This is a genomic window from Gordonia sp. NPDC003504 (assembly GCF_053587995.1).
Map to the genome: position 1 here is coordinate 248,179 of NZ_JBSFPC010000003.1, position 16,271 is coordinate 264,449.

Sequence of the window (16,271 nt, forward strand, 5' to 3'; positions counted from 1 at the left end):
AATGAGGGTCGTTAGGGGAGCGAAGTAGTTGCTGGGGGCCGTCAACCACCTGGAAGGACGCTCATGAGGACTCGCTTCACCGTCGTCGGAGCCCCGGCTTCGCTGGCCACCGCGCTGCTACTTGCCGGATGTGGGGCGCTCAGTTCGCCCAATGATCCGACGTCGACCATCATGACCTCTGCGGCCGCGCCGACCGTCGCGACCAGCACCGTCGCGGCCAGCACTGTCACCTCCGCCACCGTCACGTCCACTGTCCATGCGACCGGGACCCTACCCGCTGACCCCGCACCGCAGAGCACGCCGCAGACGACCCAGACGCTCCCGGCCGGTCATGGGACCGGCATCTCGGCATTCGCCGGTCACGGGCAACGCCACGACTCGTCCCTGGACATCGACAACACCACGCTCACCGGAACGCTGCTGATGGGGGCGTCCGCGATCGACGTCGAGAAGTGGAACTTCACCTGGGAACGTAGCGATACCGACTCCGACACCCACATCGTCGGCACCCTGACCACGCAGATCGACCGGTCGGGCACCGGCGTCGGATTGCACACCGGACAGACGTTCACCGCCCGCCTGTCCGGCGATTCGTCGAACACGACGGTCCTGCTCACCGATGGGCTCGGAGACACCGGCGGTCCGCTCACCTGGTGCATGGTCGAAGCGCCCTCACCCGATTGTGGGGCGTGACCGATCCGATCCGACGAGACTAGACCGGCAGCTTGCGGAACACCTTCCGCGGGACGTGACGCAGCACCATCATGATGAAGCGGAACGTTCCGGGGACCCACACGATCTCCTTGCCGGCGTCGACCGACTTGGCGACCGCGCGTGCGACATCGTCCTTGTTGACGGTCAGCGGGGCCTCGGCGACATTCGCCGACAGTCGGGTGCGCACCTGGCCCGGCCGGACCACCAGCACGCCGATACCCTCGGGTGCCAGGGCTTCGCCGAGGCCGAGGTAGAACCCGTCCAGGCCCGCCTTGGACGATCCGTAGAGGAAGTTGGAGCGCCGAACACGTTCTCCGGCAACCGAACTCATCGCGACGATCTGCCCGTGTCCCTGGGCGCGGAACTTCTCGCCGAGGAGCACGCCGACGCTGACGGCGGCGGTGTAGTTGATCGTGACCTCGGTGACGGCTTTTTTCTGGTCCTGCCAGACGGCCTCGTCGTCGAACTGCACACCGGCGGCGACGATGGCGAGGTCGATGTCGCCACCGGCGAACGCCTTGTCGATGACGGCGGCGTGCGTGTCGGGGGCGAGGGCGTCGAAGTCGATCAGTTCGACCTCGGTGGCACCGGCGGTTTTCATGGTGGCGACGGCAGCCTCAGCGGTCGGGTCGCCGGGGACGACGGCGAGCACGACCCGCGCCGGACCGCGGGTGAGGAACTCACTCGCGATGGCCAGGCCGATCTCGGAGCTGCCGCCGAGGATGAGGATGGACTGTGGGGCGCCTACGGCGTTGAACAAGGTTTCTCTGCTTTCGGGTCAGGCCAGCTCGAGGCGCCGGGCCATGTCGGACATGAACACACCGGTCGGGTCGATGGTGCGGCGAGTGGCGATCCACTCGTCGATCTGCGGGTACATCTTGTGGAAGCTCTCCGCCGAGGTGCGCGAATCCTTGGCGGTGTAGAGGCGCCCACCCATCTCCATGACGCGGCGATCGAGGTCATTGAGGAACTCCGCGAGCCCCTTGCGCACCGGGAAGTCCAGGCACACATTCCAGCCCCGGAACGGGAAGGACAGCGGCGCGCGGTTGCCGTCGCCGAACAGCTTGATGACGTTGAGGAAGCTGACGTGCCCGGAGGCCTGAATGTCGAGGATGAGCTGCTTGAAGTCGCCCTCGTTGCCGGTCGGCACGATGAACTGGTACTGGGTGAACGCGCCACCGCGGCCGTAGGCGTTGTTCCAGTTCCCGATCAGATCGAGCGGGTGATAGAACTGCGGCAGGCTCTCGATGATGCCGCGCTTGTTGGAGCCCATCCGGTAGTACAGCTCGCCGATCAGCGAGAAGTCGAACTTGTTGTCCAGGCCGCGCGGGAAGACATTGGGTAGCGAGATCAGCGGCTTGACGTCGAACTTCAGTGCCTTGTCGCGCAGCTTTGCGGGCAACTCGTCGAGGGTGGCCAGGTTGCCGCGGCTGAATGAACCGCGACCCAGCTTCGATCCGCCGCTGATGGTGTCGAACCATCCCGAGGCGTATTCGAAGCCGTCCTCGTAGCGCTGCTCGAGGTGCAGGTCGATGGTCTCGTCGAGGTTCGCGGTGGTGAAGGTGTCGGCGAGGAAGTACGCGGTCTCGGTGCGCTTGAGCGCGATCTTGGCGCGCAGCACGATGCCGGTCAGACCGATACCGCCGACGGTGGCCCAGAACAGGGTGCCGTCGGGATCATCCGCCGATCCCTCGGGCGTCAGGATCAGGATCCGGCCGTCGGCGACCAGCAGGTGCATCTCGACGATGTGATCGCCGAAGGTGCCCGTCGCGTGGTGATTCTTGCCGTGGATGTCGTGGGCGATGCCGCCACCGATGGTGACCTGCCGCGTTCCCGGCATGACCGGCACCCAGAAACCGCGTGGCACGACGACCCGCATCAGGGCATCGATGGACAGTCCGGCGTCGACGTCGACGATGCCGGTGTCCTCGTCGAGGGAGTAGATCCGCGTCAGCGGCGTCATGTCGACGGTGAGGCCACCGGAGTTCTGCCCGGACTCGTTGTAGGAACGTCCGAGTCCGCGCGCGATCACACCACGCTTGAGGTAGTCGGGTTTGTCTGCGTTGTCGTCGGCGACACGCGCCACGGCCTCGGCGATGACCTCGGGATACGGCGTCGAGAGCACGTGAGCGTGTACGGGTGTGGTGCGTGACCATCCGACCAGTTCACGGGTCGTGATCGGCAGCAATTCATCTGTAGACATCGCTGAAGAGAATACTCGAATCGAATGTGCGGCCCGCGGCGTTCACCACCCCAGGACGGCCGCCGCGGCGTTTCGGCCGGGAATTCCGCTGACGCCACCACCGCGCCGGGCCCCGGCGCCACACAGTTGTAGTCGTGGATGGCGGGTCTGGACACCCCAGGTGCCCACCTCGGTGGCCTCGGGTGCCCAGGGCCACTGCAACGAGCGGTGGAAGATGTTGCCGCCGGGCAGGCCCAGTGCGGTCTCGAGGTCGAGTGGGGTCTTGGCCTCCAGACAGGGATTGCCGTGGACGTCGTGGGAGATGACGCGCGCAATCGGTTCGGCCAGAACCGAATTCAACGATGCGAGGGTCGCCTCGACGGCTTGACTGGCGGCGCCGCCGGCGGCGAACACAGTCGGTGGCATGTACAGGCCGAACAGCGTCAACGTGTGTTTGCCGGCCAGTTCGGGACCGAGGATCGACGGATCGGACAGGGTGTGGCAGTAGATCTCGCACGGCGGCAGGGTCGGCACCTCGTCGTTGCGGGCCTGCTGCCAGGCCGTCCGCAGCTGGTCGTAGGACTCGTTGATGTGGAAGGTGCCGGCGAACGCGGCGGTCGGCGACGTCGTGGGGTCCCGCAGTTCGGGCAGCCGGTCGAGCAACAGGTTGATCTTGAGTTGCGCGCCCGCGGTGCCCGATTCGGTGTCGAGGGGTTCGTCGAGCATGGTGTTGAGCACGTCCGGCGCGCACGCCCCGTGCACCATCTCGCCCCGGACGGTGGCCACGCGTTGCCGGGAACTGCCGTGATCGGTGGTGAGGTATTCGACGAGCCCGTCACCCGGGTCGATCCCGACGACGGTGCTGGTGGTGCGGATGTCGGCACCGGCGGCCAGTGCGGCCTGATACAGCGCACCGGAGACCGCACCCATGCCGCCGACCGGCACATCCCAGTCGCCGGTGCCACCGCCGATGAGGTGATAGAGGAAGCAGATGTTCTGCCGCAGGGAGGTGTCGTGCAGGTCGGCGAAGGTGCCGATCAGGCCGTCGGTGGCGACGATGCCGCGGATCAGGTCGTCGTCGAAGTACCTTTCGATCAGCTCGCCGAGGGGGCGTTCGGTGAGCATCTCCCAGAGTTCGGCGCGTGACGAGTCGCCGTCGACGACGAGATCGGTCATCTCCTGCGCCGAGCGCAGCGGCTCGATGAGGGTGGGGAACACCGCGCGTGCGATCTCACTCATCCGCTCGTAAAACCATTGCCACGCGCCGAATTCCGTGTCGCTGCCGGTGGCCTGGGCGAAGGAATGCGCGGTGGCCGTGGCGTCGTCGGTGTCGACGAGGACCCCGCGCGCCGGGTCGGTCGGCAGCGGTGTGTACGACGAGTATCGGCGCCGGATCAGGGTGACGTCGAGGTCGAGATCGGTGATGATCCGGGCCGGCATCAGCGACACCAGATACGAGTAGCGCGACAGGCGGGCGGCCATCCCGGGGAACGGCATCGCCGACACCGCCGCACCCCCGACGTGATCGGCGGATTCCAGCACCAGGACGCTGCGGCCGGCGCGCGCGAGGTAGGCCGCCGCGGTCAGCCCGTTGTGCCCGGCCCCGATGATGACGTCGTCGTAGGTCCTCACGGTGCCGCCGGCCTCAACGCATGATCCGGGAGAGGAACGGGGTGGAGTCGGCGATCGAGGCCAGCACCGTGCCGGAGTGATCCTTCGTGGGATAGACGTGCAGTTCGACGGGCTGCCCGGCCGCCACCATCTGTGCGTACAGCGAGAGTGCGGACGGGGCCGGGACGTCGGAGTCCAGGAGGCCCTGGCTGAGGAAGATGGGTCGGTCGTAGCCCGACGACGGGGTGCCCATGTAGTCCGTCAATGCCTCGCGGATACCGGGGATGGAGCTGACCGGCCGGGACAGGAACTGATCCAGCCGAACCCCGGACGCCAGCGGAGTCATCTCCGGGTCGCAGATGGTGCGCGCGTCGGCGACGAGTTCGTGGCCCTTCGGACCGAGGACCTGCGCGATGTCGATGTCGGGCCGCGCCTCGGCGAATCCGGCGAAGATGTAGGCCGTGTAGACGGTCAGGGCCGCGGGCAGCGCGACGGGTGCGGGCGGGGCGAGGGAGACGATCTGCTCGATGTTGGCGGGTGTTCCGGTGGCGACGACGCCGCGGTAGTCGAGTCCGGAACCGGCCGAGAGTGCGGTGGCGCGGCGCGCGGCATTGAGGGCGGCACTCGCACCCTGCGACTGTCCGACGATCGCCCATTTCCGGGCCAACGGCAGGCCCATCTGATGCGCGGCGATCACCGAGTCGACGACCGATTGTGCCTGCGCCACCCCGCTCAGATAGTTCATCAGCCCCGGGGTGCCGAGCCCGACGTAGTCGGTGGCGACGACGGCATAGCCCTGATCGAGCCAATGATCGAGGTAGGTGGTGTCGCGGGAGCTGCGCGGCTGCACCGACGGGGCGCAGTCGTCGCCGAGTCCGGTGGTGCCGTGCGCCCACGCGATCACCGGGTAACCGCCGGCGGGTGCGGGGCGTTTCGGCAGGAACACCGCACCGGAACTCACCGCGGGCCTGCCATGCACGTCGCGGGACGCGTAGAGGATGCGGTAGGCGCGTCCGGCCGACGGCAGGGTGAGCGGACTCGCGAGCGGGACCTGCGCGATCAGGGTGCCGGGCGCACCGATGGGACCGGAATAGCCGGCCGCGTCGAGACCCGAATCGATCGGCGTCTCGGTGGGCGGTGGGCCGTCGGCGCGTGCCTCGGTGGGGAGGAGGGCCGCGGTGAGTCCGGCGAGAAGCACTGACACGATGAACGTGAGGAGTCTCAGGGTCGCGGGTGCAACTCGGCGGCGCGTCACCATGATCTCGACGATAACCCGCCCCTCCCACGTGGCGGCCGCGATCGGGACTCAGCGCATGATCCGGGCGAGCCACGGCGTGGAATCGGGCACGGAGGCCAGAACCGTTCCCGAGTGGTCCTGATCGGGGTACACGTGCAGCGTCACCGGCTGGTTGTTGGCCTTCATCTGCGCGTACAGGGACAGCGCCGACGGCGCCGGGACATCGGCGTCCTTGAGGCCCTGGCCGAGGAAGATCGGACGGTCATAGCCCTTGTACGGCGTCATCATGTACTCGCGCAACGCCGCACTGAGTCCGGGAATCGACATGAGCGGCTTGGCGAACCAGGTGTTGACGTGGTCGCCGGACAGCTCGTTCTTGAGGACCGGATAGCACGTGGTGCGTCCCTGTTCCAGGCGTGCGAGTCCGGTGGTGTTCATGACCGAGGTGACGTGCATGTCCGGCCTGGTCTCATTGAAGCCCGCGAGGATGAAGGCGGTGTAGGCATTGAGGCTGCCGGGCAGAGCCACGGGAGGGACGGCGGGACCCATCAGCTGGTACAGGTTTTCCAGGTTGGCCGGAATCCCGGTCGCGATCACCCCGCGGTAGTCGAGGCCGGAGCCACGGCTGAATTCGGTGGCGTAGCGGGCGCCGTTGAGGGCGGCGGCAGCGCCCTGCGATTGGCCGATGATCGCCCACTTCGGGCCCAGCGGCAGCCCGGCGTGGTGTGACGCGATGACGATGTCGACGATCGAATGTGCTGCGGCCTTGCCGTCGAGGTAGGCCATCAGGCCGGGAGTGCCGAGTCCGACGTAGTCGGCGGCGACGACCGCATAGCCCTGGTTGAGCCAGTGCCCGAGGTACTCGATGTCGCGCTGGCTGCGCGGCAGTGCCGACGGGGTGCAGTCGTCGTTCATGCCGACGGTGCCGTGCGCCCACGAGATCACCGGCCAACCACCGGCCGGGGGTGTGCCCTTCGGTACGAAGACGGCACCGGTGCTGGTCGCTTTCCTGTTGTGCTGGTCGATCGTGGCGAATTGCACGCGATATGCCGAACTCGCTGCGGGCAGCGACACCGACGGTGCCAGCGGTACCTTCGCCATCAGGGTGCCGGGCGCCGGGATGGGTCCTGAGTAGTCCGTCACGTCCAACCCCGACCAGTTGGGTGTTCCGACGACGACCTCGTCGTCGGCGTGTGCGGAACCGGTGGCGGACATGATCGCGGCGGCGGCCAGTACGCCGACCAGAACCGTGGGTACAACGGCGTGGGTCCGTCGGCGCATCCGACGTACGAGGGAGAGCATGGGGCGAAGAGTAGGGTGCACACCCCGGTTCCGGATAGGGGAGTTCGTGCCGTGCGGGCGTTCGATTCGGGACGTGGGCGCACGCCTATTGCGCGCTCTACCCGACACCGATCGACGGTTGGCCCATATTCTTAGGTAGTGGAGATCCCCTCGGTCACGCTCGCGTCCGGTTTTTCGCTGCCGCTGGTCGGCCTCGGCACCTACGACATGCTCGGGATGCCCTGCGCGCATGCCGTTTCGCATGCGCTGGGCGCCGGCTACCGGCTGCTCGACACGGCGTCGCGCTATTCCAATGAACGCAGCGTCGGGATGGGGATCGAGGAGTCGGGCATCGACCGCGCCGATGTCGTGGTGCAGACCAAGCTCGGCGGCGGTGATCAGGGATTCGACGAGGCGATCAACGCGGCCAAGGACAGTGCCCGGCGGCTCGGGGTGGCCTACCTCGACGTCTACCTCATCCACTGGCCGTGCCCGAGTCTGGGCAAGATGGTCGAATCGTGGAAGGCCCTGCTGACCCTGGCCGAGGAGGGATTCATCCGGGTGCCGGGCGTCTCGAACTTCAAGACGCATCATCTGCAGGCGCTCTACGACGAGACGGGGAAGTGGCCGGAGCTCAACCAGATTCAGTGCTCACCCGCACTGGCGCGTGACGACCTGCGAGAGTTCATGCAGCACAACGGAATCCATGCGCAGGCGTGGCATCCGACCGGCCGCAAGGAGGGCATGCTCGCCGACGCCGTCGTCATCCGGCTGGCCCGCAAGTACGGCAAGTCGCCCACCCAGATCGCGTTGCGCTGGTCGGTGCAGCAGGGCATCGGTGTGGTGCCCAAGTCGGCACACAAGGGACGCCAGCTCGAGAACGCCGACCTGTTCGATTTCGAGTTGACCGAGGCCGACATGACCGACCTCGCGAGCCTGGATCGCGGTGAGAAGGCGGCCCGCGACTCCGATGTGGAAGAAGAATTCTGACCCGGCTGCCACGTGAATTCTCAGCGCCATGACCTAGGGTGATGGCCGTGGTAGACCAGAGTTCCGACGAGCCGAAGCACACGCACGACGAGTTCGCGACGCGTCATGCGCCGATGCCCCCGGAGCTGCCCCTCGACGACGGGGAGGCCTCCACCGACGTCCCGCTGATGACACAGATCATCCGGTTCGTCATCACCGGCGCCGGGTCCGGGGTCATCGACTTCGGTCTCACCGCGCTGCTGCAGTACCTCGCGGGACTGCCGCCCGGTCTGGCCAAGGCGATCGGCTTCATCTGTGGCACCACCACCGCGTATTACTTCAACAGGCGGTGGACCTTCCGCGCCGAGCCGAGCATGGCACGGTTCATCGCGGTCGCCGTCCTCTACTGCGTCACCTTCTTCGTCAACGTCGGTGTCTACGTGTGGCTGTCGCGTCTGTGGCCGCACGAGCTGATGTACAGCCTCATCGCGTACGTCATCGCGCAGGGCTTGGCGACGATCATCAACTTCGTGGTCCAGCGGGCCGTCATCTTCAAGATTCGGTAGCGACGGTGTCACTCGGCCGACGCGGGGGACGATCGAGCGGCGGATCGATGCGGACCGCGGTGGTCGTCGGCTCGGGGCCGAACGGGTTGGCCGCTGCGGTGCGGTTGGCCCAGGCAGGGGTGGCGGTGACCGTGTACGAGGCCGCCGACGAGATCGGTGGCGGGACGCGATCGAGTGAACTGATGGTGCCCGGCGTCCTGCATGATCACTGCTCGGCATTCCATCCGCTGGGGGTCACGTCACCTTTTCTGGCGTCCTTGCCGCTGCACCGGCACGGATTGCGGTGGCGGTGGCCGGAGATCGACTGTGCGCATCCCCTCGACGACGGCACCGCAGCGCTGTTGTACCGCGACATCGATGAGACGGCCGACGGCCTCGGTGTCGACGGTCCGCGCTGGAAGGGCTTGTTCGGGCCGCTCGCGGCACGATTCGACGCCATCGGTACCGACATCCTGCGGCCGTTCGCCCACGTGCCCCGACATCCGATCATGCTGACCCGATTCGGTGTGCGTGCCCTCGCCCCGGCGACGATGCTGGCGCGGATGATGCGGACACCGGGCGCGCGGGCGCTGTTCACCGGGATGGCCGCGCACGGGTTCACCCGACTGGACCGGCCGGGTTCCTCGGCGGCCGGGGTGATGCTGGTCGCGGCGGGGCATCACGCCGGATGGCCGGTGGCCGAAGGCGGGTCGGCGGCCATCGCATCGGCCATGGCCGCTCTACTGGCCGAACTCGGGGGCGAGGTGGTGACGGGCCGGCGAATCGACCGTTACCGCGACGTCGCCGACGCCGACATCGTGATCCTGGACACGGCGCCGGAGTTCGCGGCGGATCTGCTGGGCACCGCCATTCCGCCTCGCCTCGGCCGCGCGTTGCGGGCGATCGAGCATCCGACCGCAGCCTTCAAGGTCGACTATGTGATCGACGGCGAGATGGGGTGGACGGCGCCCGGCTGTGACCGGGCGGGCACCGTCCACGTCGGCGGCACGTCCGCGCAGATCGCCGACGCCGAGCGGGCCGTGCTGACCGGGCGGATGCCGCAGCGTCCCTTCGTTCTGGTGGGACAGCAGTGGCTGGCCGACCCGGGTCGCGCCGCGGGTTCGCTGCGTCCGCTCTGGGCGTATGCGCATGTGCCCAATGGATTCGACGGCCCGGTCACCGAGCTGGTGACCGCGCAGATCGAGCGATTCGCGCCGGGTTTCGCCGACCGCGTCGTCGACGTCCGGGCGCGAACCCCGGGTGAACTCGAGATGGACAATCCGAACTATGTGCGCGGTGACATCGGCGGCGGACCCAATGACCTGCTGCACTTGATCGCACGGCCACGGCCGACGACGACGCCGTACGCCACCGGTGTCGCCGGGGTGTACCTGTGTTCCTCGGCGACGCCGCCCGGAGGTGGCGTGCACGGAATGTGTGGATTTCACGCTGCCGAAACGGCACTGGATCACTTGATTACGCGCGCGTGATTTCCGGCTGGCAGGTCGCTGTGAGCTAGTCTCGACGGGAATCGGGCCGCAACATCGACATCGGTCCGCGCGATAGCAGAGGTGTGATGCAGGAAGAAGCCCTGGTATTGGTCCAGCGAACATTGTTCGCCGGCCCCAATCCCCGTGTGGCCCCGGGAATGTACGTCGACGCCAACATGGCGATGGTGCGCCCGGACCGGACCGAGGTCCGGATGGAGCCGGGTGCCATCCTGAGTACGAATACGTATTTCGGGCGATTTGCCGCGAGTTATTGGCAGCGATATACCGCCATTGATTCCGTGCGGCTCGAGTTCGACCATCGCGTCGCCGAGGGCGGGTGTCTGCGTGTCGAGGTCAACGCCTCGGATGCGGGTGGCCGTCGGCGCCCCGTGGACGTCATCGAGGTCACCGGCAATGGCCGGGCGACGGTCGATGTCGAGGTCCGACGATTCCTCGACGGAGGCGCGATCTGGTTTGACGCCACAGCGATTGGTGGCGCAGCGAGCGTGTCGAACGTGACGTGGTCGGTGACCCGTCCGGAACGCAACCGCGCCATTTCGGTGGTGATATGTACACACAACCGCCCAGCCGACGCCATCTCGACGCTGCTGACCTTGGCGGGTGATCCCGTCGCACTGGGACTCATCGACGCGGTGTACGTGGTGGACCAGGGAACGCAGCGTGTTGACTCGCATGAACAGTTCCCGTTGGTCAAAGATGCGCTCGGACCACGCCTGCAGTACTTGATCCAGCCGAATCTGGGCGGTGCAGGGGGATTCAACCGAGGTTTGCACGAACTCACCAAGAACGGGTCATGTGACACCGACATCGTGGTGATGGACGACGACATCCTGTGCGAGCCGGAGTCGGTGGTGCGTCTGTCGGCGATGGCCAACAACGCAACTCGTCCGGTCCTGGTCGGCTCGCAGATGCTGCTGTTGTCGGAGACCTACCGAGTGCACATGACCAGCGAGTGGGAAGCCCTCGATCAGCTGAAGGCCGGTCGCCCGGGGCCGCGTGGCAAGGCCGGGCTGAACGCGCTCGAGAAGCAGCAGGACCCGCGCACCGATGCCGGCTGGAATGGTTGGTGGACATGCCTTCTCCCCGCTGAGGCGGTGGTGGAGGCGGGATTGTCGCTGCCGCTGTTCTTCCAATGGGACGACATCGAGTTCGGAATCCGTGCCCGCAAGGCCGGGTTCCCCACCATCACCCTGCCCAACGCCGGTGTGTGGCATGCCGATTTCCATCTGAAGGATTACGACGACTGGTCGCGGTATTTCAGTTGGCGCAATGCCCTGATCGTCGCGGCGATTCATGATCGATTCGATCCGAAGACCGTGAGTGCTGTTGTCGCGCGGGAGATCACGAGTCACATCGTCTCCATGCAGTACGGGCTGGCCGAGACGTTCCTCCTGGCGGTACGCGATTTTCTCTCTGGCCCAACGATTCTGGCCGACGGTGGACGCAGCAAACTCGCCGAGCTCGCGGAGCTGCGTTCGCATTACCCCGACACGGTGCGGCGCGAGGCCACTGAAGCGTTGGCCGACGATCCGCGGATCGTGGTGCGCGGCCCGGAACCGAAGGAGGACAAACTCGATCAGGTGCTCGCCAAGCGCGTGGTCAAGCAGTTCCTCGGTCGGGTGGCGCCGGGGAAGGTGGCCATCTCGGCGCACGATGCGCGGTGGTGGCACGTCGGGTTGTTCAGTGAGGCCGTCGTCACCGATGCGTCGCAGACCGGGGTTCGGGTGCGTCGCCGTGACAAAGACATCGCTGTCCGGCAGGGCCGCGAGTTGGCGCGCCTTTCGTGGATATTGCGACGACGGGCGCCGGAGATCGCGCAGCAGTGGCGTGACGCCGTGCCGCGACTCACGAGCCATGAGAACTGGCAGCGACTCTTCGACGGTGACTGATCGGGCGGTGACTGATCGGGCGGTGACTGGTCGCCGGTGGCTACTCGGTGCGTCGCTGGCCGTCGGGCTTCTCGGGGTCGTTCTCTCCGCGGCCGGGTCGTGGCGTCCGTCGTTCTGGTACGACGAGGCGGCCACGGTGTCCGCGATCGATCGTAGCTATCCGCAACTGCTGTCGCTGGTCCATCACACCGACGGGGTGCACGCTGCCTACTACATGGTGACGAAGGCGTGGGCGTCGGTGTTCGGGATCTCCGAATTCTCACTGCGGTTCCCGTCGGCGATGGCGATCGGGGGCGCATCGGCCCTGTTGGTGGTACTCGGAAATCGGTTGTGGAGCACCTGGTTCGGCGTCCTCGCCGCGCTCGCACTTCTCACCGTCCCACGAATCACGTGGGCCGGTATGGAGGCGAGATCGTATGCGGGAACCGTCTTTCTGTCGATCGCGTTGTGCCTCGTGCTGTTGTACGCACTTGATCGCGGACGATGGTGGTGGGTGGCGTATGGGTTCGTCGCGGGGATTGCCGGGATCTGGTTTCTGCTTTCGCTGACACTTGTTGTCGCGCACCTGATGTATGTGCTGCTGACCAAACGCTCGGCATGGCCGTGGTTGTTCGCGACGGCGGTAGGCGTGGCGATCGTCTTGTCGCCCTTCGTTTGGTGGGTGAGCGGGCAGCGCGCGCAGATCGATTGGATTCCGGATACCACGGACCGGACCGTTGCGGTCTATGCCCTATGGGAGTTTTTCGACGGGTCATGGCCCTTCGCGGTGACGGCGCTGCTTGTCGTGGTGGTGGGTGTGGTTGCGTCGATGATGTCCTGGACGCACGAGGGACATCGGGTGCTGGTTCTGTCGCTGTGCTGGCTCGTCGTGCCCGCGGGCCTCGTGTGGCTGATCTCGGTCATCGGGGAGCCGCTGTACACGCCGCGGTACCTGGCGTTCACGACGCCGGGAGTGGCGTTGCTACTGGCATGGTCGGCCATGCACATCGCCCGGGAAAGCCGTTGGATCTCCCTGCTCGTCGTGCTGATCCCGGCGGTGGCTGCAGCACCGGGATATGTGGCGGGCCGTGGCACCTACGGCCACATGGGTGGCAGCGATTTCTCCGCGGTTGCCGACTACATCGGCGAGCACGCGCAGCCCGGTGACTGTGTGGCGTTCGACTCGGCCCCCTCCTGGAGTCCGGTGTCGCAGCGCGTGGTGATGTCGGCCAGACCTGCCGACTTCGTCGGCCTCCGTGATCTCGGTCCGGCCGTCGACGCGGCACGGGCCGGTCGGCTGTGGGATGTCGACCAGCCCGTCACCGCCTACCGGGCATTCGCGGAGTCGTGCGAGGTGATGTGGGTGATCACCGATGGTGAGCGTGACGTGCCGTTCGTCGAATTGCCGGGCGGCACGCTGAATTGGTACTTCGAGCCGTTCCACTTCACCGGTACGCCCCTGTATCGCGAGTTGTCGCAGGCGGGTCTGCACATCACCGACCGCACCGAATTCTGTCATTCGCAGGTGGTCCGGATGCAGAGCTCTGGATAGTGGACGCGCCGATCGCGTTGCGGCTCAGCGGTTGACCTTGTCGATGACGTTGTCGGCGTACCAGTTGAGATGGTCGATTTTCGTCTGCAGTGGTTCGGTGTCCTGGCCGACGACGTAGGGCAGCCGGAATCCGACGATCACATCGGTGATCCCCTTGTCCTCCAGCTTCTTCACCCCGTCGACGGTGTAGGCGTCCAGAGAGATGACGTGAATCTCGAAGGGGTCGTTCGTTCTTCCTTCGGCCCTGCGGAGGTCGGCGATCCGCTCGAGCAGGGCGTCGAGTTCCTCGGCCGGTCCGCCGCCGTGCATCCAGCCGTCGCCGCGGATCACTGCCCGGCGCAGCGCCGGCTCGGCGTGACCGCCGACGAGCAGCGGAATGGGTTCGGTGGGGGTCGGTGCCATCTTGATCGTGGGGATGTCGTAGAACTCGCCGTGGAACTCGAAGTACCCGCCGGAGGTCAGTCCGCGGATGATGTCCATACACTCGTCCATCCGCTTGCCGCGGCGACGGAAATCCACACCCATGATCTCGTAGTCCTCCGGCCACGGACTGGTGCCGACGCCGAGCGCGAGGCGGTTGCCTGTCAGGTAGGCCACCGACGCGGCCTGCTTGGCCACGAGCACAGGCGGACGCACCGGAAGCTTGAGGACGAACGGGGTGAAGCGGATGGTCGAGGTGACCGCGCCGAGTGCCGCCGCCTGGATGAAGGTCTCGATGAACGCCTTGTCCTCGAGGAACTCCCGATTGCCGTCGGGGGTGTAGGGATAGGTTGCGTCCGATTCCTCGGGGTAGGCGAGGGAATCGGGAATGGTGAATCCTGCATACCCGGCCTTCTCCGCAGCCTGCGCGAGTGGCGCGTAGTAGGCCGGGTCGGTCATCGCTTCGGCGAAGGTGAAACGCATCGGTGTGCCCCTTTGGTACTCGTAGACCAGCCCACTCAGGGTAGAACACGTTCTAGTTTTGTGGTTGCATCTGGGGAGAATCCGATGGTCCGTGGGCTGCCGGCCCGCGAGTATCCGGGAAGCGACCGGCAGTTGGTAAGTCAGTCAGAGTCCGGCCGGACGAACCGCTCACGACGGCCGAGGCGCTGCAACCGCAGCCACTCGGCGAAGCCCTTGACGTCGTGCTGCTGCACCAGGAAGTACCAGCCGAAGCGGGCGTACTCCTGGGGGAGGAGCTTGCGCATCCCCGGCTGGCTCATCAGATAGCCACGATTGCGGTAGGTGAAGAAGCGTTTGGTCGGGTTGTCCGGATACTGGGTGTGCATCCGACCACCGAGGATCGGCCGGAACTCGTCGGTGCCGTAGGGATGCAGGTATGCGGTGCTCAGGCAGGTGCCGAAGGCCAGACCCGATCGCTGCAACCGACGGTGCATCTCCACCTCGTCGCCGCGGAAGAACAACCGTAGGTCCGGCACGCCGATCATCTCCAGCGTCGCCGCGCGGAACAGTGCGCCGTTGAACAGCGACGCGATCCCGGGCAGCAGGTCGCCGTCGGGGTTGCCGGGTTCGAACAACTCGGATCGCTTGCGCCGCCACACGACTCCCCGGCGCAACGGGAACGCGAGAGTCTCCGGGTCGTTGATGTTGGCGACCACCGGGGAGACCTCGGCGAGATCGTGCGTGATCGCACAGTCCATCAGCGTCGCGAGAACCTCACTGCCCTCGGGCCGGCCGTCGTCGTCGGCGCACCAGACCCAATCGGCACCGAGTGCCAGGGCATGCAGCATGCCGAGGGCGAATCCGCCTGCGCCGCCGAGGTTTCGCCTCGATCCGAGATAGGTTGTCGGAACCGGCTGTGCGGCAACAAGGTCGGCGACGACAGCCTCGTCGGCATTGTCGACGACGACGATGTGGTCGACCGGACGTGACTGCGTGGCCAGGACTTTCAGTGACGCCGCCAACAGCTCCGCGCGACGGTGGGTGACCACCACCGCCACCACGGTGTCGGTGCTCATGTCGGCGTGTCCCCGTCGGTGCCCTCGCCGGCAGCCTCGTCGCGCTTCATCCCGGCCAGCACCTCACGCACATGCGCGGCAGCGTCGGGACCCTCGTAGGCGCCGACCACCTCTTCGATTCCGCCGTCCATCCGGACTTCGCCGTGATCGATCCACAGCGCACGATCGCAGAGCTGGGCGAGGAACTCGTTGGAGTGGCTGGCGAACACCAGGATGCCGGACCGTTCGACCAGGGCCTGCAACCGGATTCGGGCCTTCTTCATGAATTCGGCGTCCACCGCGCCGATGCCCTCGTCGAGGATCAGGATCTCCGGATCGATGCTGGTGACCACGCCGAGGGCAAGTCGCACCCGCATACCCGTCGAGTAGGTTCGCAGCGGCATCTGCAGGTAGTCGCCGAGTTCGGAGAAGTCGGCGATCTCGTCGATCTTGCGCAGCATCGCCTTGCGTGTCAGTCCCAGGAACATGCCGCGGATGATGATGTTTTCGTAGCCGGAGATCTCCGGATCCATGCCGACGCCGAGGTCGAACACCGGGGCCACCCGTCCGGTCACCCGGCAGGCGCCACGCGTCGGCTCGTAGATCCCGGACAGCAGACGCAGCAATGTCGACTTGCCGGCACCGTTGTGGCCGACCAGACCGACGCGGTCACCGTGTTCGAGGTGCAGGTTGATGTTCTTCAGGGCCTCGACGACGATGACGTTCGAGTCGTTGGCGCCGATCACCCCGCCGGCCGCACCCATCACCGACTTCTTCAACGACCGGGTCTTCGCATCGAAGATCGGGAAATCCACACACGCATCCCACGTGTCCACGCGTACCGAACTGGTATTACTCATCGCC

At 66.5% G+C, this 16,271-nt stretch carries 14 protein-coding genes; 6 read left to right on the forward strand and 8 right to left on the reverse strand.

The window, feature by feature from the left end; translation table 11 throughout:
• Window positions 1-63 precede the first annotated feature (63 nt).
• Entirely contained in the window at window positions 64-693 is a 630-nt protein-coding gene (locus ACWDPV_RS08695) for a hypothetical protein (RefSeq protein WP_449742601.1), read from the forward strand.
• 19 nt (window positions 694-712) lie between these two features.
• Here the strand turns inward: ACWDPV_RS08695 and ACWDPV_RS08700 are convergent, their stop codons facing one another.
• The 5 genes from ACWDPV_RS08700 to ACWDPV_RS08720 are packed head-to-tail and all read right to left on the reverse strand — an operon-like array spanning window position 713 to window position 7,046.
• Window positions 713-1,474 carry a decaprenylphospho-beta-D-erythro-pentofuranosid-2-ulose 2-reductase gene (locus ACWDPV_RS08700; RefSeq protein WP_449742602.1) on the reverse strand — a complete coding sequence of 254 codons (762 nt, stop codon included), beginning with the start codon at window positions 1,472-1,474 and terminating at the stop codon, window positions 713-715.
• Between the two features lie 18 nt (window positions 1,475-1,492).
• Window positions 1,493-2,917, reverse strand: coding sequence for an FAD-binding protein (locus ACWDPV_RS08705; protein WP_449742603.1), 1,425 nt, complete (start codon window positions 2,915-2,917; stop codon window positions 1,493-1,495).
• Between the two features lie 42 nt (window positions 2,918-2,959).
• Window positions 2,960-4,528 carry a phytoene desaturase family protein gene (locus ACWDPV_RS08710; protein ID WP_449742604.1) on the reverse strand — a complete coding sequence of 523 codons (1,569 nt, stop codon included), beginning with the start codon at window positions 4,526-4,528 and terminating at the stop codon, window positions 2,960-2,962.
• 13 nt (window positions 4,529-4,541) lie between these two features.
• A complete protein-coding gene (locus tag ACWDPV_RS08715) occupies window positions 4,542-5,765 on the reverse strand; it encodes an alpha/beta hydrolase family protein (RefSeq protein ID WP_449742605.1) in 1,224 nt (407 codons plus the stop codon).
• 48 nt (window positions 5,766-5,813) lie between these two features.
• Window positions 5,814-7,046 carry an alpha/beta hydrolase family protein gene (locus ACWDPV_RS08720; protein ID WP_449742606.1) on the reverse strand — a complete coding sequence of 411 codons (1,233 nt, stop codon included), beginning with the start codon at window positions 7,044-7,046 and terminating at the stop codon, window positions 5,814-5,816.
• A gap of 138 nt (window positions 7,047-7,184) precedes the next feature.
• Here ACWDPV_RS08720 and ACWDPV_RS08725 point away from each other — a divergent pair, with 138 nt between their 5' ends.
• From ACWDPV_RS08725 to ACWDPV_RS08745, 5 genes are all read left to right on the forward strand, one after another.
• On the forward strand, window positions 7,185-8,015 hold the full coding sequence (locus ACWDPV_RS08725; protein ID WP_348807378.1) for an aldo/keto reductase: 831 nt from the start codon (window positions 7,185-7,187) through the stop codon (window positions 8,013-8,015).
• 41 nt (window positions 8,016-8,056) lie between these two features.
• Window positions 8,057-8,560 (forward strand): GtrA family protein, encoded by a 504-nt coding sequence (locus ACWDPV_RS08730; RefSeq protein ID WP_449742607.1) that lies wholly within the window; start codon window positions 8,057-8,059, stop codon window positions 8,558-8,560.
• 47 nt (window positions 8,561-8,607) lie between these two features.
• Window positions 8,608-10,029 carry a phytoene desaturase family protein gene (locus ACWDPV_RS08735; RefSeq protein ID WP_449742608.1) on the forward strand — a complete coding sequence of 474 codons (1,422 nt, stop codon included), beginning with the start codon at window positions 8,608-8,610 and terminating at the stop codon, window positions 10,027-10,029.
• 86 nt (window positions 10,030-10,115) lie between these two features.
• The gene (locus ACWDPV_RS08740; RefSeq protein WP_449742609.1) at window positions 10,116-11,939 is read left to right on the forward strand and encodes a glycosyltransferase; all 1,824 of its coding nucleotides are present in this window, start codon (window positions 10,116-10,118) and stop codon (window positions 11,937-11,939) included.
• A 22-nt stretch (window positions 11,940-11,961) separates the two neighbouring features.
• Window positions 11,962-13,470, forward strand: a complete 1,509-nt coding sequence (locus ACWDPV_RS08745) for a glycosyltransferase family 39 protein (protein WP_449742610.1) — start codon at window positions 11,962-11,964, stop codon at window positions 13,468-13,470.
• A 24-nt stretch (window positions 13,471-13,494) separates the two neighbouring features.
• Here ACWDPV_RS08745 and ACWDPV_RS08750 read toward each other — a convergent pair whose 3' ends face one another.
• The 3 genes from ACWDPV_RS08750 to wzt form a co-directional block, all read right to left on the reverse strand.
• Entirely contained in the window at window positions 13,495-14,373 is an 879-nt protein-coding gene (locus ACWDPV_RS08750) for a TIGR03619 family F420-dependent LLM class oxidoreductase (protein WP_449742611.1), read from the reverse strand.
• Between the two features lie 140 nt (window positions 14,374-14,513).
• Window positions 14,514-15,428 carry a galactofuranosyltransferase GlfT1 gene (gene glfT1 / locus ACWDPV_RS08755; protein WP_449742612.1) on the reverse strand — a complete coding sequence of 305 codons (915 nt, stop codon included), beginning with the start codon at window positions 15,426-15,428 and terminating at the stop codon, window positions 14,514-14,516.
• Window positions 15,425-16,267, reverse strand: coding sequence for a galactan export ABC transporter ATP-binding subunit Wzt/RfbE (gene wzt / locus ACWDPV_RS08760; RefSeq protein WP_449742613.1), 843 nt, complete (start codon window positions 16,265-16,267; stop codon window positions 15,425-15,427). The genes glfT1 and wzt overlap by 4 nt, the downstream gene beginning before the upstream one ends.
• Window positions 16,268-16,271 lie beyond the last annotated feature (4 nt).